This window comes from Streptomyces sulphureus DSM 40104 (genome assembly GCF_000381025.1).
Taxonomy (GTDB): Bacteria; Actinomycetota; Actinomycetes; order Streptomycetales; family Streptomycetaceae; genus Streptomyces; species Streptomyces sulphureus.
Genome location: NZ_KB905815.1, coordinates 303,183 through 327,071, shown reverse-complemented (window position 1 = coordinate 327,071; position 23,889 = coordinate 303,183). Strand labels below are relative to the sequence as shown.

Here is a 23,889-nt window from a genome sequence, read left to right as displayed (position 1 = left end):
CGGACCGCCCCACAGGGATACGTAACTCGAGGCGAGAGGCCTTCGACGTGGCAGCACCGCAGAACTACCTCGCAGTCATCAAGGTCGTCGGCATTGGCGGCGGTGGCGTGAACGCCATCAACCGGATGATCGAGGTCGGTCTCAAGGGCGTCGAGTTCATCGCGATCAACACCGATGCGCAGGCCCTGTTGATGAGCGACGCCGACGTCAAGCTAGACGTGGGCCGTGAGCTCACCCGCGGCCTGGGAGCCGGCGCCAATCCGGACGTCGGCCGCAAGGCGGCCGAGGACCACCGGGAGGAGATCGAGGAGGTCCTCAAGGGCGCCGACATGGTCTTCGTCACCGCGGGCGAGGGAGGCGGCACGGGCACCGGCGGTGCGCCGGTCGTCGCCAACATCGCTCGCTCGCTCGGTGCTTTGACGATCGGTGTGGTCACCCGGCCGTTCACCTTCGAGGGACGCCGTCGCGCCAACCAGGCCGAGGACGGCATCGCGGGGCTGCGGGACGAGGTCGACACCCTCATCGTCATCCCCAACGACCGCCTGCTCTCCATCTCCGACCGCCAGGTCAGCGTCCTCGACGCGTTCAAGTCGGCGGACCAGGTCCTCCTCTCCGGCGTCCAGGGCATCACCGACCTCATCACCACCCCCGGACTGATCAACCTCGACTTCGCCGACGTCAAGTCCGTGATGTCGGAGGCAGGTTCGGCGCTGATGGGGATCGGCTCGGCCCGCGGGGACGACCGGGCCGTCGCCGCGGCGGAGATGGCGATCTCCTCGCCGCTCCTCGAAGCCTCCATCGACGGCGCCCGCGGCGTCCTGCTCTCCATCTCCGGCGGCAGCGACCTCGGCCTCTTCGAGATCAACGAGGCCGCCCAACTCGTCAGCGAGGCGGCCCATCCCGAGGCGAACATCATCTTCGGCGCCGTCATCGACGACGCTCTCGGCGACGAGGTCCGCGTCACCGTCATCGCCGCCGGATTCGACGGCGGTCAGCCCCCGTCGAAGACCCGCGAGAAGGCGCTGGGTTCCTCCTACGGCAAGGAGGAGTCGGCACCGGCGGCGAGCGAGCAGGCGGAGCCGGAGCGCCCCGCCTTCGGCGGGCTCGGTGCCGTCACCCCGCGCGAGGAGGAGCCGGAGCCGGTGGAGCCCGCTCCCGTCGCCGACGCGACCCCGCACGCTGCTCCCCAGGTCCCGCCGGCCCGTCCCTACCAGGACAGCCAGGCCGAGGAGTTGGACGTGCCGGACTTCCTGAAGTGATAACGCGACACAGCACAGCGAGCGGCGCGCACTTCGCCTTCACCGACAGGTGGGGAGGGGTGAGCGCCGCTCCGTATGCGGAGCTCAACCTCGGCGGCACGGGCGATCCGGCGATCGCGGAGAACCGCGCCCTCGCCGCCAAGGAACTCGGCCTCGACCCGGCGGACGTCGTCTGGATGAACCAGGTCCACAGCGCCGAAGTCGCCCTCGCGAACGCTCCGTTCGGTCCCGATGCCCCCGCTGTCGACGGCGTCGTCACGGCCCGCCGTGACCTCGCGCTCGCCGTCCAGACGGCCGACTGCACCCCCGTGCTCCTCGCGGACACGGAGGCGGGCGTCGCGGGCGCCGCGCACGCCGGACGGTTGGGCGTCCAGAACGGCGTGGTGGCCGAAACCGTCCGCAGGATGGTCGAGTTGGGCGCTGAGCCGGGGCGGCTCGTGGCACGCACGGGCCCCGCCATCTGCGGCGGCTGCTACGAGGTGCCGGCATCGGTCCGCGAGGAGGTCGCCGCGCGCGTCCCCGCGGTCGCGGCGACGACGCGCTGGGGAACACCGTCGGTCGACATGGCCGCGGGGGTGCGGGCGCAGCTCCGCTCGGCCGGCGTCACAACTCTGGAACAGTCTTCGGTCTGCACGAGGGAGTCGTCCGACCATTACTCGTACCGGCGCGACGGGACGTCGGGGCGGCTCGCGAGTTACGTCTGGATCGAGGGGAGTTGAGGATGGCCAGCGCCCTTCCTCGACGGGACGCCGGTCCCGAGGCGTCCCGCCCGTCCGAGCAGCCGGCGGATCGACGTGCCGAACTCGCCGCCAACCTGGAGCGGGTCGAGGAGCGCATCGCCGCGGCGTGCGCGGCCGCGGGGCGGGACAGGGACGAGGTCGGGCTGATCGTCGTCACCAAGACCTACCCGGCGAGCGACGTGCGGTTGCTCGCCGAGTTCGGCGTCCGCGACGTCGCGGAGAACAAGGACCAGGACGCTTCGGCGAAGGCCGCCGAGTGCGCCGACCTCGACCTCTCCTGGCACTTCGTCGGTCAGCTACAGACCAACAAGGCCCGTTCCGTTGCCGGTTACGCCGATTTCGTGCACTCCGTCGACCGGTTGCGACTCGTCACCGCCCTTTCGCACGCGGCTGAGCGTACCGGCCGTCCACTCAACTGTCTGGTACAGGTGGCCCTTGACGCGGAGTCCGGTTCGGTGGGCAGCCGCGGAGGCTGTGCACCCGATCTGGTACCGGAGTTGGCCGAGGCCGTGACGGCGGCTCAAGGTGTGCGGTTGGCAGGTGTGATGACGGTCGCTCCGCTCGCGGGATCGTACGCGGGGCGCCCCGAGGCCGCATTCGAGCGGCTGCGGGAAATCTCAACGGGCCTGCAAGCAGGGCATCCTGCTGCGAGCATGGTCTCCGCCGGGATGAGCTCGGACCTGGAGGAGGCGGTGAGAGCCGGGGCGACACATGTACGCGTCGGCAGTGCGGTACTCGGAGACCGACCCCGGCTCGGGTAACGTCGCCAAGCAAGTCGGATCACGGTAGAAAATATGGTCATTTCCGCCGGTAAAAGGCGGGTGGAGAGACCGTGTGGATCTGATCCAGGGCCACCGGCGACGGAGCCGATCCACCACAGAGCGGAGGACGCAGAGAATGGCCGGCGCGATGCGCAAGATGGCGGTCTACCTCGGCCTCGTGGAGGACGATGGGTACGACGGCCCGGGGTACGACCCCGACGACGAGTTCGAGCCAGAGCCCGAACCGGAACGGGACCGTCGTCGCCACCAGGCTTCCGAGAACAGGGAAGTTGAGAAGGCGGAGCCCGAGGAGGAGTCGCTGCGGGCGGTCCAACCCCCGGCTCAGCGCGAGCGGGAGCAGACGCCACCCGCATCGGCGATTGCCGAAAGTGGACGAGCCGGGAGGATTGCTCCGGTGTCATCCATCACACCTGAACGCCAGAACCTGGAGAAGAGCGCACCGGTGATCATGCCCAAGGTCGTGTCCGAGCGGGAGCCGTACCGGATCACCACACTGCACCCGCGGACCTACAACGAGGCCCGTACCATCGGGGAACACTTCCGTGAGGGCACCCCGGTGATCATGAATCTGACGGAGATGGACGACATCGACGCCAAGCGACTTGTCGACTTTGCGGCAGGTTTGGTCTTCGGTCTGCACGGAAGTATCGAGCGGGTGACGCAGAAGGTGTTCCTGCTGTCTCCTGCTAACGTCGATGTCACGGCGGAGGACAAGGCCCGCATCGCAGAGGGCGGGTTCTTCAACCAGAGCTGAGAAGCAGGATCAAGCGAACGGGCCGCAAGGCCGCACGAGCACCCCAGGGGAGAGGGCAGCGCAGATGAGAACCGCACTCGACGTGGTCCAAGTCGCGCTGTATTGCTTCCTGCTCGTGCTGATCTTCCGGCTGGTGATGGACTACGTCTTCCAGTTCGCCCGCTCATGGCAACCAGGCAAGGCGATGGTGGTCGTTCTGGAGGCCACCTACACTGTCACTGATCCGCCACTCAAGCTTCTGCGGCGGTTCATTCCGCCGCTGCGCTTCGGGGGCGTGGCGCTCGACCTGTCCTTCTTCGTACTCATGATCATTGTCTACCTCCTGATCCAAGTCGTGGCCTGGCTGTGAACGATCGAGTTGGTCTTGCCGAATGCCGACGACATACGTTGAGGTGAAGAGATGCCACTGACCCCCGAGGACGTGCGGAACAAGCAGTTCACGACCGTCCGCCTCCGTGAAGGCTATGACGAGGACGAGGTCGATGCCTTCCTCGACGAGGTTGAAGCAGAGCTGACGCGCCTGCTGCGCGAAAACGAGGATCTGCGCGCGAAGTTGGCCGCCGCGACGCGTGCCGCTGCGCAGAACCAGCAGCAGGGCGGGATGCGGAAACCCGAGCCCCCTCAGGACCGGCAGCCCCAACAGCAGGGCCAGCAGGGCCAAGGCCAGGGACCCGTGCCGCCGGCCATATCCGGACCGCAGCCGGGTCCGCCCGGGCAGCAGCAGGGCATGGGCGGCCCGCCCCAGCTTCCGGGCGGGCAGCCGCAGTTGCCCTCCGCGCCCGGTGGCCCCGGCCACGGCGGGCCTGGCGGTCCCGGTGGACCGGGCGGGCCTGGCGGTCCCGGTGGCCCGCAGCAGCAGGGCGGCCCCATGGGTCCCGGCGGCCCCGGTGGTCCCGGCGGTCCCGGCCACGGCGGGCCTGGCGGTCCCGGCGGTCCGCAGCAGCAGGGCGGCCCGATGGTGCCCGGCGGTCCGCAGGGCGGCGGTGCGCCGCAGATGCCGGGCGGCGGTGGCCAGAACAACGACAGCGCCGCGCGCGTCCTGTCGTTGGCGCAGCAGACCGCGGACCAGGCGATCGCCGAGGCGCGTTCCGAGGCGAACAAGATCGTGGGCGAGGCGCGCAGCCGTGCTGAGGGCCTGGAGCGCGACGCCCGCGCCAAGGCCGACGCGTTGGAGCGGGACGCGCAGGAGAAGCACCGCGTGGCGATGGGCTCGTTGGAGTCCGCGCGCGCCACGTTGGAGCGCAAGGTCGAGGACCTGCGCGGCTTCGAGCGCGAGTACCGCACCCGGCTCAAGTCCTACCTGGAGAGCCAGCTCAGGCAGTTGGAGAACCAGGCCGACGATTCGCTCGCCCCGCCGCGGACGCCTGCGACGGCATCGCTGCCGGCTCCGCCGTCGATGGCTCCCGCGGGCGCTCCCGCAGGGCCGGGCGGTGGCGCCGCCAACGGCAGCGGCCCGGCGGGCGGCCACCAACCCATGGGCGGCAACCACGGGCCCATGGGCGGCAGTCAGGGCGGTCCCGGCGCCGGTCCGGGTGGACCCGGCGGCCCCGCCGGTCCTGGTGGTCCGGGCGGCCCCGCCGGTCCTGGTGGTCCCGGCGGTCCGGGCGGCCACAACCAGGGCGGCCCGCAGTCGTACGGCAACCAGCAGCAGATGGCGCCCGCGATGACCCAGCCGATGGCGCCGGTTCGCCCGCAGGGCGGTCCGCAGCCCTCGCAGCAGGCGCCTTCGCCGATGCGCGGCTTCCTCATCGACGAGGACGACAGCTAAAGCGGCTGAGCGCAACCGAGAAGGGCCCGGCCCGGAAGCGATGCTTCCGGGCCGGGCCCTTCGTCGTGTCACCCTGCGAAAAAACGAACGCCCTTGCGCGCGGCGGGAGTCGGGGGCGGCCGGAAGCCGCCCCCGGGACCGTCAGGAGCCGTCGGCGACGCGCAGGCGGAAGGTGAGCGGAAGTGCCTCGTCCACGAACGGCTCCCCGTAGGAGGCGTCGCCCTCGCCGTCTGAGTAGTCGACGGCGAGGACCTCCTCGGCGATGAGGTCGGCGTGCTCGGCGAGCGCGAGGGAGACCTCCTCGTCGGCCGACTGCCAGCGCAGCGCGATCCGGTCGGCGACGTCGAGCCCCGAGTTCTTCCGCGCCTCCTGGATCAACCGGATTGCGTCGCGCGCGAGTCCGGCGCGGCGGAGCTCGGGGGAGATCTCCAGGTCGAGGGCGACGGTGGCACCGGAGTCGGAGGCGACGGACCAGCCCTCGCGCGGCGTCTCCGTGATGATCACCTCTTCCGGATCGAGGGCGATCGTCTCGCCCTCGACCTCGACCGAGGCGTTCCCCTCACGCAGCGCGGCCGAAAGCGCGGCGGCGTCCGCGGCGGCGATGGCGTCGGCGACGGTCTGGGTGCGCTTGCCGAAACGGCGCCCGAGCGCACGGAAGTTGCCCTTCGCCGAGGTGTCCACGAGCGAGCCGCCGACCTCGGAGAGGGAGGCGAGTTGCGCGACGTTCAGCTCCTCGGTGATCTGGGCGCGCAGGTCGGGCGAGAGCGTCTCGAAGCCCTGCGCCGCGATGAGCGCGCGCGAGAGCGGCTGCCTCGTCTTCACGCCCGAGCCGGCGCGGGTGGCGCGTCCCAGTTCGACGAGGCGCCGCACGAGCAGGACGTCCTGCGACAGTTCGGGATCGATCCGGCCGAGGTCGGCCTCGGGCCAGGGCGCCAGATGCACCGAGGCGGGCCCTTCGGGCGCCACCGGCACGACGAGGTCCTGCCAGACCCGCTCCGTGATGAACGGCACGAACGGCGCCATGAGACGGGTCACCGTCTCGACGACGTCGTGCAGGGTGCGCAGCGCCGCCGGGTCGCCCTGCCAGAAGCGGCGACGCGAGCGCCGCACGTACCAGTTGGAGAGGTCGTCGACGAAGGTGGAGAGGAGCTTGCCCGCGCGCTGGGTGTCGTAGTTCTCCATCGCCAGCGTCGTCTGGTCGATGAGCGCGTGGAGTTCGCTGAGGAGCCAGCGATCGAGGAGCGGGCGGCGCTCCGGTGCCGGGTCGGCCTCGCTCGGCGCCCAGCCGGCCGTGCGGGCGTACAGGGCCTGGAACGCGACGGTGTTCCAGTAGGTCAACAGCACCTTGCGGACGACCTCTTGGATGGTGCCGTGCCCGACCCGGCGGGCCGCCCAGGGGGAGCCGCCGGCCGCCATGAACCACCGGACGGCGTCGGCGCCGTGCCGGTCCATGAGCGGGATCGGCTCCAGGATGTTGCCGAGGTGCTTGGACATCTTCCGGCCGTCCTCGGCGAGGATGTGGCCGAGGCAGACGACGTTCTCGTAGGAGGACCTGTCGAAGACGAGCGTGCCGACGGCCATGAGTGTGTAGAACCAGCCGCGGGTCTGGTCGATCGCCTCGGAGATGAACTGTGCCGGGTACCGCTTCTCGAAGAGGTCCTTGTTCTTGTACGGGTATCCCCACTGCGCGAACGGCATCGCACCGGAGTCGTACCAGGCGTCGATGACCTCGGGAACGCGCGTCGCCTCCAGGGCGCAGCCCTCGTGGGGGCAGGCGAAGACGATCTCGTCGATGTACGGGCGGTGCGGATCGAGGCCGCTCTGGTCGGTCCCGGTGAGCTCGCCGAGTTCGGCGAGGGAGCCGACGCAGGTGAGGTGCTCGTCGGCGCAGCGCCAGATCGGCAGGGGCGTGCCCCAGTAGCGGTTGCGGCTGAGCGCCCAGTCGACGTTGTTGTCGAGCCAGTCGCCGAAGCGTCCGTGCTTGACGGAGTCCGGGTACCAGTTGGTGCGTTCGTTCTCGCGGAGCAGCGCGTCCTTGACCTGCGTGGTGCGGATGTACCAGGAGGGCTGGGGGTAGTAGATCAGCGCCGTGTGGCAGCGCCAGCAGTGCGGGTAGCTGTGCTCGTAGGCGACGTGGCGCAGGAGCTTGCCGCGCGCGTCGAGGTCGGCGACGAGGTCCTCGTCGGCCTTCTTGAAGAACTCGCCGCCGACGAGCCCGATTTCGGGTGCGAAGGTGCCGTCGGGTCGTACCGGGATGGCGGGTTGGACGCCGTACTCGCGCATCACCTTGAAGTCGTCGTCGCCGAAGGGCGCGAGGTGGACGAGCCCCGTGCCGTCCTCGGTGGTGACGTAGTCGGCGTTGGCGACGAAGTGCGCACCCTCGGCGGCGTCGAAGAGGTCGAAGGGCCGCTCGTACTTCCAGCCCTCCAACTCCTTGCCGGTGAACCGCTGACCCGTGGTGCTCCACCCCTCGCCGAGCGCCTTCTCCACGAGCGGCTCGGCGACGACGACCTTCTCCTGCCCGTCCGTGGCGACCACGTACTCCACCTCGGGGTGGGCCGCGACGAGGCAGTTGGAGACGAGCGTCCACGGCGTCGTCGTCCAGATCAGCAGCGACGCCTCACCGGCGAGCGGCCCCGAGGTGAGCGGCATCCGGACGTACACCGAGGGATCGACGATCGTCTCGTACCCCTGTGCCAACTCGTGGTCGGAGAGGCCGGTGCCGCAGCGCGGGCACCAGGGCGCGACGCGGTAGTCCTCGACGAGGAGGCCCTTGTTGAAGATCTCCTTCAGCGACCACCAGACGGACTCGATGTACTCGGGGTCCATGGTGCGGTACGCGTCGTCGAGGTCGACCCAGTACCCCATGCGGGTCGTGAGGTCGGCGAAGGCGTCGGTGTGCCGGGTGACCGACTCGCGGCACCTGGCGTTGAACTCGGCGATGCCGTAGTTCTCGATGTCCTGCTTGCCGTTGAAGCCGAGCTCCTTCTCGACGGCGAGTTCGACGGGGAGCCCGTGGCAGTCCCAGCCCGCCTTGCGGCCGACGTGGTAGCCGCGCATCGTGCGGAACCGAGGGAAGACGTCCTTGAAGACGCGGGCCTCGATGTGGTGGGCGCCCGGCATGCCGTTGGCGGTCGGCGGACCCTCGTAGAAGACCCACTCGGGACGGCCCTCGGACATCTCCAGGGTCCGGTCGAAGATCTTGTTCTCGCGCCAGAAGTCGAGGACCGCGCGCTCCATGGCGGGCAGGTCCACCTGGGCTGGTACCTGGTGGTATTGCATCGTCGGGGCTTCCTCCGGCGGAGAGTACGAGCGTGTCCGTCGGAGGGACGAGATCGCCGTGCGGTCCCGCGGTACCACCCTCCTTGGCGGCGGGCAGCCGCCCACCGCCCCCTCGTTGGGGCAGCGCTGCCGGTTCTACTCGCCCGCGCTGCGGGTTTTCCTCCGGCGGCTCCGGGGTGATCTTCGCGCCGGGCGGGCCCCCGGGCTCGCACCGTCCCCGGGTCGCTCCTGGCTGCTTGCGGACGCTACTCGTCCCCTTCATCGCTTGCGCCGACCCCAGTGTACGGCTCCCCTGCGGGAGCGGTGACACGGTTTTCGCACCGGCTGCCTGGGCACAACGGATGAGACCGGCGTGCCCCGTTGCCGTGCAGTCCAAGTCGATTTATCGTTCCGGTCACGTTTCGCGAGCAAGATCACAATATGTGAAGGGGCCGCGGCCATGGTGGCGAGAAAGACCGCCGTGCAGAGGACGGCAGCCGATCGGGCTCCCGAAGGGGAGCCGGCAGCCCAGCCGTCCGGCGGCTCCGGGGCTGCGGAGGAAGCAGAGCAACCAGACGGCGGTGAATCGACGTCCAAGGGGGCGGCCGGAGCGAAGAAGGCGCCGGCCAAGAAGGCGCCGGCGAAGAAGGCGGCGAAGAAGACGGCAGCCAAGAAGGCGGCGGCGAAAAAGTCCGCCAAGAAGGCGCCGGCCAAGAAGGGTGCGGCGAAGAAGGCGGCGGCAGCGGAGCCGTCCGCCGGCATCGAGACGACAGTAGCTGCGGCGGGGGCGGAACCGTCGGAGAGCTCCGAGACCGCCGGAGCCGGCGCAGCCGAAACGACGGGAGCCGAGACGGTGCCTGCGAAGAAGAGTTCTGCATCCACTCAGGCCGGTCCGGTGCCGACGGCACGTACCGCGACGACGGGCCCGGCAGCCGCCGGCGACCTCGCCGTGCGCTCCGGCGAGGACCCGTGGACCGAGGCCGAGGTGGAGGAGGCGCGCGAGGGGCTGCACGGCGAAGTGGCCCGGCTGCGCGAGGAGATCGACGCCTCGCAGGAGGCGCTCAACGGCCTGATGCGCGACTCCGGCGACGGCGCGGGGGACGACGACGCCGACACGGGCAGCAAGAACATCACACGCGAGCACGAGATGGCGCTCGCCGCCAACGCACGCGAGATGCTTTACCAAAACGAGCGCGCCCTGGAGCGGCTCGACGCCGGGACGTACGGCGTCTGCGAGAACTGCGGCAACCCGATCGGGAAGGCGCGGATGCAGGCTTTCCCCCGTGCCACGCTCTGCGTCGACTGCAAGCAGAAGCAGGAGCGCCGCTGAAGATGCGGTTCGGGCCGTGTCGTACCCTCAACACGTGACAGAGGTGGAGCGGCCCATCGAGACCCCGGACACCCCGTCCGCGCCCGAGGGCGCGGACGGTTCTCGGCAAGCCGACCGCGCGGAGCGGGACGGCGGTTCGGCGGAGGTTCCGAGCGTGAGCGAGGCGGAACGCGACGCTCCGGAAGACCCGGAACCGGACGGCGGCGAGGCGCCTCGCGAGCCTGCCGACGCGGCGGACGCCGAGGCAGCGGAGCCGGCGGAGGGCGAGCCCGCGGAGGCCCCGGTGGCCGCGCCGAAGGGGCGGCGGCGGATCGCGGTGCTCCTCGTCGTGGCGGCCCTGGCGTACGCACTCGACCTCGTGACCAAGATCGTCGTCGTGGAGGAGTTGGAGCACCACGAGCCGATCGAGATCGTCGGCTCGCTGCTGCGGCTCGACGTGATCCGGAACCCGGGCGCCGCCTTCGGCATCGGGGAGGCGCTGACGATCGGCCTCTCGCTGATCGCCGCCATCGTCGTGGTGGTGATCGCGCGTATCGCGCGGAAGCTGTACAGCACGCCGTGGGCGATCGCGCTCGGGCTGCTCCTCGGGGGTGCCTGCGGCAACCTCACCGACCGGATCTTCCGTTCGCCGGGCGTCTTCCGCGGCGCCGTCGTCGACTTCATCGCGCCGACGCACTTCGCCGTCTTCAACCTCGCGGACTCGGCGATCGTCTGCGGCGGCGTGCTGATCGTGCTGCTCTCCTTCCGCGGCCTCGACCCCGACGGCACTGTCCACCGCGACTGAGGTCAGCGCTCCGGGGCCTGCATCCGCACGCGGTAACCCGAGTCCTCCTTGCCGAGCACCTCGACCCGGGCCCCGTTGCCGAAGGTGTGGCGCTCGCCCGGTGCGAAGGGCGCGTCCGCGAGTTCGGCGAGCTCGGCCGGGGCGCGGTTGCCGCAGTGCGTGCCCCCTCGGCTGTCGGGACGGGAGTCCACGACGCGGACGGGACCGCGTCCCGTCGCCGTGCGCGAGTCGACGGTGTAAAGGAGGACGCCCTCGCGGCAGATCGGTGCATCGAGTCCGGTCCGGCTGCGTGCCTCGGCGACGAGCGCACGGTGCGGCCCGGTGCGCACCACGGCGATCTTGGCGCCGCGGGAGCCGACGGGATCGAGCCGGACCTCCTCGGTGGCGCCGGGAGGCGTGCAGTGCACGCGGTCGCCGTCGATCCAGCCGAACTTCCACTTGTGCCAGCCGAGGAGGTCGGAGATGCCGGCCATGCTCATCGTGTCCCAGCCGCCCGCGTACTCGACCGAGGCGTTCCGCTCCACGTTGTAGAGGTCGGGCAGCCCGTAGAGGTGGTTCGCCTCATGGACGAAGTTGCCGCGCTGCCACAGCGCCGAGTCCGCGCGGCGGCCGAAGACGAGCGCCGCGCCGCGCACCGAGGTGCCGCCGGCGCGCAGCTCGTCGAAGGTGCTCGCCTGCGAAACGGTGGGCGGGGCCGGGACGTTGTCGTCTGCGACGACGAAGACGAGGTCGGTGCCGCCGAGGTCGGCGCCGCGCTCGCGGGCGGCCTCCAGCGCGTCGCGGACGTAGCGGCGCATCAGCCGCTCGGGGACGCCGCGGTCGATGCCGTACGACGACCAGCGGTGGGGCATCCGTATCCACCCGGTGTGGTCGAGGCGGAGCCGGTACTTCCCGTACGAGGCGCGCTCGATGTACTCGTCGCCGTACCCGGAGAAGAACTTCGCGCGGGACTCCGCGCGGTTGCGGGCGGGGCGATCGGCGAAGTCGACCATGAGCATGGTGGCCCGGCGGTGGCCGAGCGGGTTGATGTGCTCGCCGTTCTGCGGTCCCTCCCCCGTGCCGGGGCGGGCGGATATCGCGCAGGGGCCTGCGATGCCGGCGGCCGCCGCCTCACCGGGGGCGAGGCCGACGCCGGCGGTGACGAGGGTGGCGGCGAGGACGAGGGCCCGGCGGCCCGGTATCCGTGCGCGCGGCCTCCGGGCTGCCGTCATGGCCGGCTCCTTCCGTCGGGCGCTTCCTCGCAGCGCACGGCCACGGGGGAGCGGTGGCGTGCGGGCGTAGTGACACCGTCGGTGCGGACGGTGGCGGGTGCACCCCGGGGCGGGCTGCGCGGGTGAGCGGTGCACGGCGCGGCAGTTGGGGCCTCCCGGCGCAGGGACGTGCCGTCCGTCCGGCATACTCGATCAGGTGAGCATGCCAGCAGAAGTCCGCACTTTGCCCGTACCCGAGGGACTCGAGGGGGAGCGCGTCGACGCTGCTCTGGCCAGGATGTTCGGGTTCTCACGTACGAAGGCGGCCGAGTTGGCCGGCGAGGGGAAGGTGCTCCTCGACGGTTCGGCGGTGGGCAAGTCCGACCGCGTCCCCGGCGGGGCCTGGCTCGAGGTGACGATGCCGGAGCCGGCGCAGCCGGTGCGGATCGTCGCCGAGCCCGTCGAGGGGATGGAGATCGTCCACGACGACGCGGACGTGGTCGTCGTCCTCAAGCCGGTCGGGGTCGCGGCGCATCCGAGTCCGGGGTGGAGCGGGCCGACGGTGATCGGCGGGCTTGCGGCCGCCGGGTACACCATCAGCACCTCGGGGGCGGCGGAGCGGCAGGGCATCGTCCACCGGCTCGACGTCGGCACCTCGGGGCTGATGGCGGTCGCCAAGTCGGAGCGCGCGTACACCCTGTTGAAGCAGCAGTTCCGCGAGCGGACCGTCGACAAGCGGTACCACGCCCTGGTGCAGGGGCACCCCGACCCGCTCAGCGGCACCATCGACGCACCGGTCGGCCGGCATCCGCAGCACGACTACAAGTGGGCCGTCACCGCCGACGGGAAGCCCTCGGTGACGCACTACGACCTGATCGAGGCGTTCCGCGCCGCCAGCCTCCTCGACGTCAAGTTGGAGACGGGGCGTACGCACCAGATCCGCGTGCACATGTCGGCGCACCGGCACCCGTGCGTCGGCGACCTCACCTACGGCGCCGATCCGAAGCTCGCCGCCCGGCTGAAGCTCCAGCGGCAGTGGCTCCATGCGGTGCAACTCGGCTTCGAGCACCCGGCGGACGGCCGCTGGGTCACCTACGAAAGCGACTACCCCGAGGACCTCCGACGGGCCCTGGACCGGGTGAGAGCGGAGAGTGCCTGACACGTGGAACAGCTCGCCCTGCTCTTCGTCCTGCTCCTCTCCTCGGTGGTGATGGTCCCGGTCGGCGACCGGATCGGGCTTCCGCCTCCGGTGCTGATGACGCTCCTCGGCGGGGCGCTGGCACTGCTCCCGTTCGTGCCCAACATCGACCTCCCGCCGGAGTTCATCCTCCCGCTGGTGCTTCCGCCGCTGATCTACGCGGCGGCGCAGCACACCTCGTGGCGGCAGTTCGCCGCCAACAAGCGGCCGATCTTCCTCATGGCGGTCGCGCTGGTCTTCGTGACGACGGCGGCCGTCGCGGCGGTGGCCAACGCGCTGGTGCCGGGGCTCGGCGTGGCAGGCGCCGTCGCGCTCGGCGCGCTCGTCGCGCCGCCCGACCCGGTGGCGGCGACGACCGTCGCGGGGAAGCTCGGGCTGCCGCGCCGGCTCGTCTCGATCCTGGAGGGTGAGGGGCTCTTCAACGACGTCACCGCGATCACCCTCTACCACGTGGCGATCGCTGCTGCGGTGACCGGGACGTTCTCGATGCCCCTCGCCGCCGGGGAGTTGGTCCTCTCCGGCGTCGTCGCGGTGGCGGTCGGGTTGGCGCTCGCATGGCTCACCGGGAAGGTGATGGGGTTCCTCGGCGACGCCACCCTCCAGACCGGGTTGACGCTGCTGGTGCCCTTCGCCTCGTACGTGCTCGCCGAAGAGCTCATGGGTTCGGGCGTGCTCGCGGTGCTCACCACCGCGCTCTACCTCTCCTCGGGGCGGGCCGTCGACGCCGACGACGTGCAGGGACGGCTCGCCGGCAACACCTTCTGGTCGATCGTCGACACACTCGTGACCGGGATCGCCTTCGGGCTGATCGGACTCGAACTGCACACCGTCATCGAGACCGGCCGCGAGCAGTGGGAGGACCTGCTGCCGGCCGCGCTCGCGGTCGTCGCCGTGGTGGTCGTCGTGCGGCTCGCGTGGCTGCTGCCGGCGGCCTGGCTCGCGATGCGGCTGCACCGCAACAAGGATCTCGACGAGGACATCCCCGCCAACTGGCGCGAGACCGTGGTGATCTGGTGGTCGGGGATGCGCGGGGTGGCCTCCGTCGCGCTCGCGCTCGCCGTGCCCCTCACCGTCGAGGGCGGTGAGCCCTTCCCCGGGCGGGACGCGATCCTCTTCCTCGCCTTCTGCGTCGTCGTGGTGACGCTCGTCTTCCAGGGGCTCACGCTGCCTTGGCTGGTGAGGCTGCTGCGGGTGAAGGCGGACACGGCGGCCGAGCGGAGCGTCGAGCGGGAGCTGGCGCTGCGGTGCGCGAAGGCGGCGCGGCAGCGGCTGCGGGAGATCGAGGAGGTCGAGGAGCTGCCGGAGGAGCTTGCCGAGGTCCTCGTGCGGCGGGCCTGGGACGTCGGGGCGCGGATCTCGCCCGACATAGCGGACGAGGAGCGGCGCGCCTCGCAACTGGAGCATGTGGAGCGGATGAAGACGCTCCGACGCGTCCAGGGGGAGCTGCTCTCCGCCGCGCGGCACGAGGCCGTCGCGGCGCGCGGCGAGAGCGGCGTCGACCCCGAGGTCGTCGACCGGGTGCTGCACCAACTCGACGTGCACAGCTACCGGCACGGCTGAGCGGCGCCTCAGACCTCCGACTTGCTGAGGTCAGCGGTCGTCACGCGGTCGGGGCCGGTCTGCGCGTCCTGGGCGAGCCGGATGCCGGGGAGCGCGTAGGGGTGCTCGGTCCTGAGCCAGATGAGGAGCTGCTCGCGCAGGTCGCAGCGGAGCGTCCAGACGTCGTCGGCCGTGCGGGCGGTCGCGGCCGCGCGTACCTCGATCGTGGTGGGCGTGGTGTCGGTGACCCACAGGCTCCAACTGCGGCCGTCCCAGTGGTCGTTGGCGCGCACCAGCTCTTCCGTCTTGCTGCGGATCTCCTCGATGGGGGCCAGGTGGTCCAGGTGGAAGTAGACGGTGCCGGTGAGCTGCGAGCCGCCGCGGGACCAGTTCTCGAACGGCTTGCTCGTGAAGTACGAGACGGGCATGGTGATCCGCCGCTCGTCCCAGGTGCGGACCACGAGGTAGGAGATGGCGATCTCGTCGACGGTGCCGTACTCATCGTCGACGATCACGGTGTCGCCTATCCGCACCATGTCGCCGAAGGCGATCGAGAGGCCGGCGAAGAGGTTGCCGAGCGTCGACTGCGCCGCGACACCGGCGACGATGCCGAGCACACCGGCCGAGGCCAGCATCGAGGAGCCGAAGGTCTCCATGCCGGGGAACTGGAGCAGCACGGCGGCGGCCGCGATCACCGAGACCACGGCGGTCACCAGGCGCTGGATCAACGTCAGTTGGGTACGCACCCGCCGCGCGCGGGCCGGGTCCAGCGCGACGCCCGCGTAGCGCGAGGCGACCGTCTCCGTTATCGCCGCGAGGATGCGGAGGATCAGCCAGGCCGAGGCACCGATGATGATGACCGTCAGCCAGAGGTCGACGGTCTCGCGGTCGTTCTTCGCCAGGCGGGTGCTGCCGAAGAAGCCGCGGACGAGCGTGACGAAGAGCACGGCCTGCAACGGCACCCGCCCGCGCCGCAGCAGCTCCCACATGGGGGTTTCGGGGTGCCTCGCGTCGAGCCTGTGGAGCGCACGGTCGGCGGCCCAGGCGATCAGCCATGCCAGTACCAGTGCACCGCCGAACACGACGAGCGGGCGCAGCACGTCCTCCATGGTCTCCGTCTCCTCGGGGTCGAAAGGTCACCGTCGACGGTACCTGGGACCATGAGTGACCCCCGCCGCGGTGGTCGCTGCGGGAAGAGATTGTGAAGGATGTGACACCGTGGCCACCGTCGTACTGCTCCACTCCGTCCACGGGCTGCGGCCCGCCGTGCACCGCGCCGCCGAGCGCCTCGGCGCGGCCGGTCACGAGGTGCTCACACCCGACCTGTTCGCCGGGCGCACCACCGACTCGGTGGAGGAGGGCATGGCGCTCAAGGAGGAGATCGGCAGCGACGAGCTGCTGCGGCGTGCGGTCGCGGCGGCGGCGCCGGTCTCCGAACGCGGCGTCGTCTACGCGGGGTTCTCGCTCGGCGCCGCGCTGGCGCAGAACCTCGCGCTCGCCGACGTCAACGCACGCGGGCTGCTCCTCCTCCACGGCACCTCTGACCTCGCGGACGACGCCACGGCCGACGACCTCCCCGTCCAACTCCACGTCGCGGAACCGGACCCGTTCGAGCCCGACGACTGGCTGAGCGCGTGGTACCTGCGGATGCGCAGGGCAGGCGCCGACGTCGAGGTCTTCCGCTACGCGGGCGCCGGGCACCTCTACACGGACGAGGACCTGGACCACTACGACGCGGAGGCCGCCGAGCAGACCTGGCGCACTGCGCTCGGGTTCCTGGAGACGCTCTGACCGTGCCGCCTCACTCGCGTGAACAGCGACCGGTGCCGCGGGAGTTGTCGGGCGAGCAGACGTAGACGCGGTCGGCGGCGTCGTCGCTGAGGTAGCGGCCCACGCACTGGTTCGAGGTGCTGAGCCCCGAGCTCGCGCACCAGTCGGCCGCGGCCTGGCCGCTCTCGAAGCTGCTGCCGCCGCCCTCGCTCGGGCCCGGGCGGTAGAGCATCCAGTAGCCGGAGCGGAGCGAGGCGTAGTCGTCGCTGTCGACCCAGCGGACGCCGTCGGTTCGGCCCGCCAGTGCTGTCTCGTGCCGTTCGCGTTCCGCGACGCCCTCCGACTTCGGCACGGAGGCGAGCTGCGCCACCCAGGAGTCGCGGTGCTCCGCGCCGCGCGGGCCCTCGGGCGTGGACGCCCCGGAGGTGCGCGGGGGGCTCGTGGTCGCGTCGGCCTCGCGCTCGTCCTCTGCGTTCGCGCTCGGCGTGGGCGCCGGGGAGACGCCGCCCTCGGGGTGTGCGCCGCCGGGGGAGGCGGAGCCGCCCGACGGTGTGGGGGAGGGGGCGGTCCGCTCGTCCTCGGTGTCGACGAGCAAATAGGCGCCGAGGGCGATGAGCGTGGCGGCGACGAGCGCACCGCCGATGATCATCGCGTCCCGCAGTCGGAACCGGCCGCCCGGCGGCTGCTGTTGGGGTTCCGGAGACGCGGCGGGCGGGGGCCCGAAGGCGCCGTACGGCGGGGCGGAGTGCGGGGGAGTCGGAGGGCCCGGCGGGGCGGCGTGCGGTGCGGCGAACGCGCCGGGGGGCGGCTGGGGCGCGGGGGAGCGGTTCTCGGCGACCTCGGCGAGCATCGCGTCGAGGCGCTCGGGGCTCGGACGGGCGGCCGGGTCGCGGACGAGCAGCGCGTCGAGCACGGGGGCGAGCGGGCCGCTGCGCTGCGCGGGAGGCAGCGGGTCGTCGAGGACGGCGGCGAGGGTGGCGAGCGTCGTCGCGCGGCGGAGGGGGCTGCGGCCCTCGGTGGCGACGTAGAGCGTGATGCCGAGCGACCACAGGTCGCCCTCGGGGGCGTCGGTGCCGCGGATGCGCTCGGGTGCGACGTACTCGGGGGAGCCGAGGAACTCACCGGGTGCGGTGAGCGAGGTGGCGCCCTGGAGGGCGGCGATGCCGAAGTCGGTGAGGACGGCCGAACCGTCCTCGCGCAGCAGGACGTTGCCGGGCTTGACGTCGCGGTGGTGAATGCCGGCGCGGTGGGCCGTGCGGAGCGCGGCGAGCATCTGCCGCCCGAGCCGTGCGGCGTCCGCGGGGGCCAACGGGTTCTGCGCGAGGCGGTCCTGGAGGGTCTCGCCGGGGAGGAGCTCCATGACGAGCCACGGCGGCTGGTCGGGCGCGTCGACGATGTGGTGGATCGTCACCACGTTCGGGTGGTTGAGCCGGGCGAGGGCGCGCGCCTCGCGCAGGACGCGCTCGCGGAGGCGCTGCACGCCCTCGGAGCCCGCGGGCGTGTCGGACCCGTCGGGGGTCAACTCGGCGGTGAGCGGGCGTACTTCCTTCAGGGCGACCTCACGGTGGAGTGCCGTGTCCCTGGCGCGCCACACGGTGCCCATGCCGCCGCTGCCCAGCTTCTCCAACAGCTCGAAGCGGTCGTCCACCAACTGTCCCCGTGTGCCCCCAGTCATGGACGTCAGGGTACGTGGCCGGGGGCAACGGCTGTGCAGGCACCGGGAGTTACGGGCGCGGCCGCCCTCCCCGGCGGGAGGGCGGCCACGACTGCGCGGAGGTCACTCCTTGCCGGAGCCGCCGAGGTCGACACCGAGCTTCTGGAGCTGGGCGGGGAGCTGTTCGGTCTCGACCTTCTTGCCGTCGACCTTGACCGTCGGCGTGGCGTCAACCTTCCCCTTCTCGAAGTCGCCGACCATGCCGAGGGCCCACTTGTCGAAGGTGCCCTTCTCGACGTTCTGCTGGAAGCTCTTGTTGCCCTTCAACTCCTTGACGGAATCGGCGATGTCGAGGAGGTACGCGTCGTCGGCGAACTCGTCCTTCGCCTCCTCCGGGTGGTGCTTCTTCGAGTACAGCGCCTCGTGGTACTCGCGGAAGGCGTCGTTGCTGACGTCGAGCGCGGCGCCCAGGGCGCTGATCGCGTTCTTCGAGCCCTCGCCGCCGAGGTTGTTGTCGATGATCGAGCCGAGGTGGAGCTGGAGCTTGTACTTGCCGTCGTCGGCGCCCTTCTGCAGCAGCTTGCCCGCGCTCTGCTCGAAGCTGGCGCAGGCGGGGCAGCGCAGATCCTCGTAGACGTCGATGCGGTTCTTCGCGTCCTCACCGCCGACGACGACCCGGGTGCCCTTCGCCCCTTCGGCGTTGGCAGGGGTGACGAGCTTGGCGTCCTTCGCCGCGTCCCAGCCCGAGGGCTCGTTCATCTTCTTCACGGCGACGCCGACGCCCGTCGCCAGCGCCAGCACGGCGACCACGGAGACGCCGATCACCAACTGCCGGCGTATCTTCGCCTTCTTCGCCTGCTTCTCCCGCTCGATCCGCAGCCGCTCGCGTGCGGCGCGCTTGGACTCCTGGGAATTGCGCTTGCTCATGTCTCTTCTGCTCCGTTTCGGAATCTCTTGATCCCGCTCGTCTTCGAGGTGGTGTGTACGCACGGCTGCGTGCGCCGGCGCGTGCGCGGCGCGTGGCCTCTTCAGGCCGCCAGGAGGCAGCGCGGCGGACCTCGGCGGTGTACGGAGTGGGTGAGCAGGGGGACCGCGCGGGGCAGCCGCGCGGCCCGGGCGGTACGGGCGGCGCGCACCTGGAGCGGAGCGGGCGCGGGCACCGGTGCCAACTCCGGTCGGAACGGCCGGAATGCGGTGGCGGCGGCCGCGCGCAGCAGCCGCGCGAGCGCGTCCTCGCCGCGGCGCAGCCACGCGGCGGCGAGGAGCCCGACGCCGACGTGGCAGGCGAGCAGCAGCCAGGGGAGCGTCTCCGGCGCCGCGCTCCCGTTCTGCGCGGCGACGCGGGCGAGCGGGGTGCCGAGGCTGCCGCCGCCGCAGAGGAGGTCGAGGCCGACGGCGCGCAGCGGGCCCGTCACGGGGCCGCCGCCCTGGCCGTAACACGCGTGCTGCCCCGTGGTGAAGACGGCGTCGGCGAGGAGCTCCAACGGGACGAGTACGCCGGCGATCCGGCCGTACCCGCACTCGCGCGGAGCGAACGCGAAGGCGATGAGGAAGACACCGACCGCTACAGCGGCGAGCGTCGCAGCGGGGACCGGGGCGCCGGAGAGGAGGACGTGCCCGCCGGCTGAGAGCGTGACGCAGAGTGCGGTGAAGATCCCGGCGCGCGCAGCACGGATGCCGGGACTCCCCGCGGAGGGTATGCCCGGGCTCCCTGCGGACCCTGCCTGTCCGCCCGCCGATCCGATGTCCATCGCCACCCGAGTCTGCCACGGGGAAGCGTAAAAGGGGCGTGAGAGGAGCGCACGAGCTCGGTTACGGTCGGGTGGCGCGGGGCCGGCGCACGACCGTGGTGGGTGCGCCTGCGGTGTCGGCGCCGGGTCGTAGACTCCACAACCGCCGCAGCCCATCCGCGCCCGGAGGTGCCCCTCACGTGACCCAGCAGCCGTTCACACACCTGCACGTGCACACCCAGTACTCGCTGCTGGACGGAGCGGCACGGCTCAAGGACATGTTCAACGCCTGCAACGAGATGAACATGTCCCACATCGCGATGACGGACCACGGCAACCTGCACGGCGCCTACGACTTCTTCCACCAGGCCAAGGACGCCGGTGTGACGCCGATCATGGGCATCGAGGCGTACGTCGCGCCTGACCACCGCAAGAACACCCGCCCGGTCAAGTGGGGCACCCCGCACCAGAAGCGGGACGACGTCGCGGGCAACGGCGCCTACACGCACATGACGATGTGGGCGAGGGACGCCACAGGACTCCACAACCTCTTCCGCGCTCAGTCCCGCGCGAGCCTGGAGGGCTTCTTCCGCAAGCCGCGCGTGGACCGCGAACTCCTCTCCGAGTACGCGGAAGGCCTCATGGGCACCACGGGCTGCCCCTCGGGCGAGGTCTCCGCGAAGATCCGGCTCGGGCAGATGGACGAGGCGGTGAAGGCTGCCGGGGAGTTCCAGGACATCTTCGGCAAGGAGAACTACTTCGTCGAGCTGATGGACCACGGCATCGACATCGACAAGCGGGCGCGCGCCGGTCTGGAGGAGATCGCCCGCAAGATCGGCGCCCCCTTCGTCGTGACCAACGACTCGCACTACACGTACGAGAGGGAATCCGTAGCCCACGACACCCTGCTGTGCATCCAGACCGGCAGCAACCTCTCCGACCCCGACCGCTTCAGCTTCGACGGCGCCGGCTACTACCTCAAGTCCGCCGAGGAGATGTACGCGATCGACAACTCCGAGGCATGGCAGCAGGGTTGCCGCAACACCCAGCTACTCGTCGCGGAGCGCATCGACACGTCGGGCATGTTCGAGCCGAAGAACCTGATGCCGCAGTTCGACGTCCCCGAGGGGTACGACGAGGTCTCCTGGTTCCGCGAGGAGGTCAAGCGCGGGATGCACCGCCGCTACCCGGCGGGCGTCCCCGAGGACCGCCAGAAGCTCGCCGAGTACGAGATGGACGTCATCATCTCGATGGGGTTCCCCGGGTACTTCCTCGTCGTCGCCGACTTCATCATGTGGGCGAAGGAGAACGGCATCGCGGTCGGCCCCGGCCGCGGCTCGGCGGCCGGTTCCATCGTCAGCTACGCGTTGGGCATCACCGACCTCGACCCGGTGATCCACGGCCTCATCTTCGAGCGGTTCCTCAACCCCGAGCGCGTCACCATGCCCGACGTCGACATCGACTTCGACGAGCGCAGGCGCGGCGACGTCATCCGCTACGTCACGGAGAAGTACGGCGCCGACAAGGTCGCCATGATCGGCACCTACGGCACCATTAAGGCGAAGGCCGCCATCAAGGACGCCTCCCGCGTGCTGGGTTACCCGTACGCGATGGGCGACCGCATCACCAAGGCGATGCCGGCCGACGTCCTCGGCAAGGGCATCCCGCTCTCCGGCATCACCGACCCCGAGCACCCGCGGTACAGCGAGGCAGGCGAGGTCCGCGGGATGTACGAGAACGAACCCGACGTCAAGAAGGTCATCGACTCGGCGATGGGCATCGAGGGCCTCGTGCGGCAGATGGGCGTGCACGCCGCGGGCGTCATCATGTCGAGCGAGCCCGTCATCGACCACGCGCCGGTCTTCTCCCCGAAGAACGACGGGACCGTGGTGACGCAGTGGGACTACCCGAGCTGCGAGTCGCTCGGCCTGCTGAAGATGGACTTCCTCGGCCTCCGCAACCTGACCATCATGGACGACGCCGTCAAGATGATCAGGAAGAACAAGGACGTCGACCTCAAGCTCCTCGACCTCCCGCTCGACGACCCGAAGACCTTCGAACTCCTCCAGCGCGGCGACACATTGGGCGTCTTCCAGTTCGACGGCGGGCCGATGCGCTCGCTGCTGCGGATGATGAGGCCCGACCACTTCGAGGACATCTCCGCCGTCTCGGCCCTCTACCGCCCGGGCCCGATGGGCATGAATTCGCACATCAACTACGCCCTGCGCAAGACCGGTCAGCAGGAGACCACTCCGATCCACCCGGAGCTCGAGGAGCCGCTCAAGGAGATCCTCGACATCACCCACGGCCTCATCGTCTACCAGGAGCAGGTGCAGAAGGCCGCGCAGGTGCTCGCCGGGTACAGCCTGGGTCAGGCCGACCTCCTCCGCCGTGCGATGGGCAAGAAGAAGAAGGAGGTTCTCGACAAGGAGTTCGTGAACTTCCAGAAGGGCATGCGGGACAACGGCTACTCGGACGAGGCGATCCAGGCCGTCTGGGACGTCCTCGTGCCGTTCGCCGGATACGCGTTCAACAAGGCCCACTCCTCGGCGTACGGGCTCGTCACCTACTGGACGGCCTACCTGAAGGCCAACTACCCCGCCGAGTACATGTCCGCGCTGCTCACCTCGGTCCGCGACGACAAGGACAAGTCGGCGGTCTACCTCAACGAGTGCCGGAAGATGGGCATCCAGGTGCTGCCGCCGAACGTCAACGAGTCCGAGGCCAACTTCACCTCGCGGGACGACTCCACGATCGTTTTCGGCCTCACCGCGGTGCGCAACGTCGGCCAGAACGTCGTCGACTCCATCGTCAAGTCCCGCAAGTCGAAGGGGAAGTACTCCTCCTTCCCGGACTTCCTCGACAAGGTCGAGGCCGTCGTCTGCAACAAGCGGACGGTGGAGTCCCTCATCAAGGCGGGTGCCTTCGATGAGATGGGCCACACCCGCAAGGGCCTCACCGCACATTTCGAGCCGATGATCGACAACGTGGTGCAGGTCAAGCGGAAGGAGGCGGAGGGCCAGTTCGACCTCTTCGGAGACATGGGGGGCGAGACGGAGAGCGGCCCCGGTTTCGGCCTCGACGTCGAGTTCACCGACGAGGAGTGGGAGAAGACCTACCTCCTCGCGCAGGAGCGGGAGATGCTCGGTCTCTACGTCTCCGACCACCCGCTCTTCGGCCTGGAGCACGTCCTCAACGACAAGGCCGACGCCGCCATCTCCCAACTCACGGGCGGCGACTACGCCGACGGCTCGATCGTGACCATCGGCGGCATCATCTCCGGCCTCCAGCGGAAGATGACGAAGCAGGGCAACGCCTGGGCGATCGCCACCGTCGAGGATCTCGCGGGCTCCATCGACTGCATGTTCTTCCCCGCGAGCTACCAGCTCGTCTCCACCCAACTCGTGGAGGACGCGGTCGTGTTCGTCAAGGGCCGTCTCGACAAGCGCGAGGACATCCCGCGGCTCGTCGGGATGGAGCTGATGATCCCCGACCTCACCGACGTCGGCGCCTCGGCCCCCGTGACCATCACCATCCCCTCGCTGCGGGTCACGCCCCCGCTCGTCGAGAAGCTCGACGAGGTGCTCGCGCAGCACCGCGGCTCCAGCGAGGTGCGGCTGAAGCTCCAGGGCGCCCGCAAGACGACGGTGCTGCGGCTCGACCGCCACCGCGTCACCGCGGACACCGCGCTCTACGGCGACCTCAAGGCGCTCCTCGGCCAGTCCTGCGTGGCCGGCTGAGGGCGCTCGGTAACGGCACGACGGGCGGGCGCATCCCCACCGGGTGCGCCCGCCCGCCTCGTTGCCGCCGCGCCGGCGGTCAGTTGTGGCCGAACCGTCGCTGGTGCTTCCGCGCCACGTCGGCCGGGCTGCCTTGCGCCTTCGACTGCGGCTGCTCGTCGGTCGAGCCCTGCATCCGCTCCTGGTCCTCCTCCGCGCTGCTGCGTCCCTGCTTCTGCGCGGCCTGCTTGCGCTGCTTGTTGTGCTTGGCCATGTCCGTTCGCCTCCTGGGGACCTCGAACCGGTCGACCACGGCAAGCGTTGCACGAGGGATGAAAGTCTGCATGTCGGATGGTTTCTGGGTAAAGCGGGCAAAGTCTGCTTCTCTGCGGCGGGTGGGCTGCGGCGAAG

General features: G+C 70.7%; 19 protein-coding genes. 12 read left to right on the top strand and 7 right to left on the bottom strand.

Annotated elements, in window-relative coordinates; genetic code table 11:
• Positions 1–47 precede the first annotated feature (47 nt).
• From ftsZ to F603_RS0109505, 6 genes are all read left to right on the top strand, one after another.
• Positions 48–1,259, top strand: coding sequence for a cell division protein FtsZ (gene ftsZ / locus F603_RS0109530; RefSeq protein WP_019545779.1), 1,212 nt, complete (start codon positions 48–50; stop codon positions 1,257–1,259).
• On the top strand, positions 1,259–1,978 hold the full coding sequence (pgeF, locus tag F603_RS0109525; RefSeq protein WP_078503639.1) for a peptidoglycan editing factor PgeF: 720 nt from the start codon (positions 1,259–1,261) through the stop codon (positions 1,976–1,978). The genes ftsZ and pgeF overlap by 1 nt, the downstream gene beginning before the upstream one ends.
• A gap of 2 nt (positions 1,979–1,980) precedes the next feature.
• Positions 1,981–2,760, top strand: coding sequence for a YggS family pyridoxal phosphate-dependent enzyme (locus F603_RS0109520; protein ID WP_019545777.1), 780 nt, complete (start codon positions 1,981–1,983; stop codon positions 2,758–2,760).
• 136 nt (positions 2,761–2,896) lie between these two features.
• Positions 2,897–3,535, top strand: a complete 639-nt coding sequence (locus F603_RS0109515) for a cell division protein SepF (protein ID WP_016906998.1) — start codon at positions 2,897–2,899, stop codon at positions 3,533–3,535.
• 64 nt (positions 3,536–3,599) lie between these two features.
• Positions 3,600–3,884: a YggT family protein gene (locus F603_RS0109510; RefSeq protein ID WP_016906999.1), complete on the top strand. Its 285-nt coding sequence runs from the start codon at positions 3,600–3,602 to the stop codon at positions 3,882–3,884.
• 51 nt (positions 3,885–3,935) lie between these two features.
• Complete coding sequence (locus tag F603_RS0109505; protein ID WP_019545776.1) at positions 3,936–5,303, top strand: DivIVA domain-containing protein; 1,368 nt, start codon at positions 3,936–3,938, stop codon at positions 5,301–5,303.
• A 141-nt stretch (positions 5,304–5,444) separates the two neighbouring features.
• On the opposite strand, the gene ileS is transcribed toward F603_RS0109505, so the two are convergent.
• Positions 5,445–8,585, bottom strand: coding sequence for an isoleucine--tRNA ligase (gene ileS / locus F603_RS0109500; RefSeq protein ID WP_026328274.1), 3,141 nt, complete (start codon positions 8,583–8,585; stop codon positions 5,445–5,447).
• 439 nt (positions 8,586–9,024) lie between these two features.
• On the opposite strand from ileS, the gene F603_RS0109495 reads away from it, so the two are divergent.
• Together F603_RS0109495 and lspA are read left to right on the top strand one after the other, a co-directional pair.
• Positions 9,025–9,894, top strand: coding sequence for a TraR/DksA family transcriptional regulator (locus F603_RS0109495; protein ID WP_019545774.1), 870 nt, complete (start codon positions 9,025–9,027; stop codon positions 9,892–9,894).
• A 34-nt stretch (positions 9,895–9,928) separates the two neighbouring features.
• Positions 9,929–10,678 (top strand): signal peptidase II, encoded by a 750-nt coding sequence (gene lspA / locus F603_RS0109490; protein ID WP_211231054.1) that lies wholly within the window; start codon positions 9,929–9,931, stop codon positions 10,676–10,678.
• A gap of 2 nt (positions 10,679–10,680) precedes the next feature.
• Here lspA and F603_RS0109485 read toward each other — a convergent pair whose 3' ends face one another.
• Positions 10,681–11,889, bottom strand: a complete 1,209-nt coding sequence (locus F603_RS0109485; RefSeq protein ID WP_019545772.1) for a metallopeptidase domain-containing protein — start codon at positions 11,887–11,889, stop codon at positions 10,681–10,683.
• Between the two features lie 202 nt (positions 11,890–12,091).
• Between F603_RS0109485 and F603_RS0109480 the strand changes: the two genes are divergently transcribed.
• A complete protein-coding gene (locus F603_RS0109480) occupies positions 12,092–13,027 on the top strand; it encodes an RluA family pseudouridine synthase (protein ID WP_425426965.1) in 936 nt (311 codons plus the stop codon).
• A gap of 3 nt (positions 13,028–13,030) precedes the next feature.
• Positions 13,031–14,626, top strand: coding sequence for a Na+/H+ antiporter (locus tag F603_RS0109475; protein WP_019545770.1), 1,596 nt, complete (start codon positions 13,031–13,033; stop codon positions 14,624–14,626).
• 8 nt (positions 14,627–14,634) lie between these two features.
• Here the strand turns inward: F603_RS0109475 and F603_RS0109470 are convergent, their stop codons facing one another.
• The gene (locus F603_RS0109470) at positions 14,635–15,714 is read right to left on the bottom strand and encodes a mechanosensitive ion channel family protein (protein WP_019545769.1); all 1,080 of its coding nucleotides are present in this window, start codon (positions 15,712–15,714) and stop codon (positions 14,635–14,637) included.
• 109 nt (positions 15,715–15,823) lie between these two features.
• Here F603_RS0109470 and F603_RS0109465 point away from each other — a divergent pair, with 109 nt between their 5' ends.
• The gene (locus F603_RS0109465) at positions 15,824–16,396 is read left to right on the top strand and encodes a dienelactone hydrolase family protein (protein ID WP_019545768.1); all 573 of its coding nucleotides are present in this window, start codon (positions 15,824–15,826) and stop codon (positions 16,394–16,396) included.
• 10 nt (positions 16,397–16,406) lie between these two features.
• On the opposite strand, the gene F603_RS0109460 is transcribed toward F603_RS0109465, so the two are convergent.
• The 3 genes from F603_RS0109460 to F603_RS0109450 all read right to left on the bottom strand — a co-directional run bounded on the left by F603_RS0109460 (position 16,407) and on the right by F603_RS0109450 (position 19,780).
• Positions 16,407–18,050 (bottom strand): serine/threonine-protein kinase, encoded by a 1,644-nt coding sequence (locus F603_RS0109460; protein WP_026328271.1) that lies wholly within the window; start codon positions 18,048–18,050, stop codon positions 16,407–16,409.
• Positions 18,051–18,152: 102 nt separating this feature from the next.
• Positions 18,153–18,956 carry a thioredoxin domain-containing protein gene (locus F603_RS0109455; protein ID WP_019545767.1) on the bottom strand — a complete coding sequence of 268 codons (804 nt, stop codon included), beginning with the start codon at positions 18,954–18,956 and terminating at the stop codon, positions 18,153–18,155.
• A 101-nt stretch (positions 18,957–19,057) separates the two neighbouring features.
• Positions 19,058–19,780: a hypothetical protein gene (locus F603_RS0109450; RefSeq protein WP_019545766.1), complete on the bottom strand. Its 723-nt coding sequence runs from the start codon at positions 19,778–19,780 to the stop codon at positions 19,058–19,060.
• Between the two features lie 179 nt (positions 19,781–19,959).
• Between F603_RS0109450 and dnaE the strand changes: the two genes are divergently transcribed.
• Positions 19,960–23,499 (top strand): DNA polymerase III subunit alpha, encoded by a 3,540-nt coding sequence (dnaE, locus tag F603_RS0109445; protein WP_019545765.1) that lies wholly within the window; start codon positions 19,960–19,962, stop codon positions 23,497–23,499.
• 79 nt (positions 23,500–23,578) lie between these two features.
• Here dnaE and F603_RS35350 read toward each other — a convergent pair whose 3' ends face one another.
• Positions 23,579–23,752, bottom strand: a complete 174-nt coding sequence (locus tag F603_RS35350; RefSeq protein WP_019545764.1) for a hypothetical protein — start codon at positions 23,750–23,752, stop codon at positions 23,579–23,581.
• Positions 23,753–23,889: the final 137 nt, after the last annotated feature.

Excerpts from the sequence above, each read along its gene's own strand:
- F603_RS35350 (WP_019545764.1), bottom strand. The coding sequence starts at position 23,752 with ATGGCCAAGCACAACAAGCAGCGCAAGCAGGCCGCGCAGAAGCAGGGA.
- F603_RS0109510 (WP_016906999.1), top strand. The coding sequence starts at position 3,600 with ATGAGAACCGCACTCGACGTGGTCCAAGTCGCGCTGTATTGCTTCCTG.
- F603_RS0109495 (WP_019545774.1), top strand. The coding sequence starts at position 9,025 with ATGGTGGCGAGAAAGACCGCCGTGCAGAGGACGGCAGCCGATCGGGCT.
- F603_RS0109520 (WP_019545777.1), top strand. The coding sequence starts at position 1,981 with ATGGCCAGCGCCCTTCCTCGACGGGACGCCGGTCCCGAGGCGTCCCGC.
- F603_RS0109480 (WP_425426965.1), top strand. The coding sequence starts at position 12,092 with ATGCCAGCAGAAGTCCGCACTTTGCCCGTACCCGAGGGACTCGAGGGG.
- F603_RS0109485 (WP_019545772.1), bottom strand. The coding sequence starts at position 11,889 with ATGACGGCAGCCCGGAGGCCGCGCGCACGGATACCGGGCCGCCGGGCC.
- F603_RS0109455 (WP_019545767.1), bottom strand. The coding sequence starts at position 18,956 with ATGAGCAAGCGCAATTCCCAGGAGTCCAAGCGCGCCGCACGCGAGCGG.
- F603_RS0109515 (WP_016906998.1), top strand. The coding sequence starts at position 2,897 with ATGGCCGGCGCGATGCGCAAGATGGCGGTCTACCTCGGCCTCGTGGAG.
- ileS (WP_026328274.1), bottom strand. The coding sequence starts at position 8,585 with ATGCAATACCACCAGGTACCAGCCCAGGTGGACCTGCCCGCCATGGAG.
- F603_RS0109505 (WP_019545776.1), top strand. The coding sequence starts at position 3,936 with ATGCCACTGACCCCCGAGGACGTGCGGAACAAGCAGTTCACGACCGTC.
- F603_RS0109450 (WP_019545766.1), bottom strand. The coding sequence starts at position 19,780 with ATGGACATCGGATCGGCGGGCGGACAGGCAGGGTCCGCAGGGAGCCCG.
- F603_RS0109470 (WP_019545769.1), bottom strand. The coding sequence starts at position 15,714 with ATGGAGGACGTGCTGCGCCCGCTCGTCGTGTTCGGCGGTGCACTGGTA.
- F603_RS0109460 (WP_026328271.1), bottom strand. The coding sequence starts at position 18,050 with ATGACTGGGGGCACACGGGGACAGTTGGTGGACGACCGCTTCGAGCTG.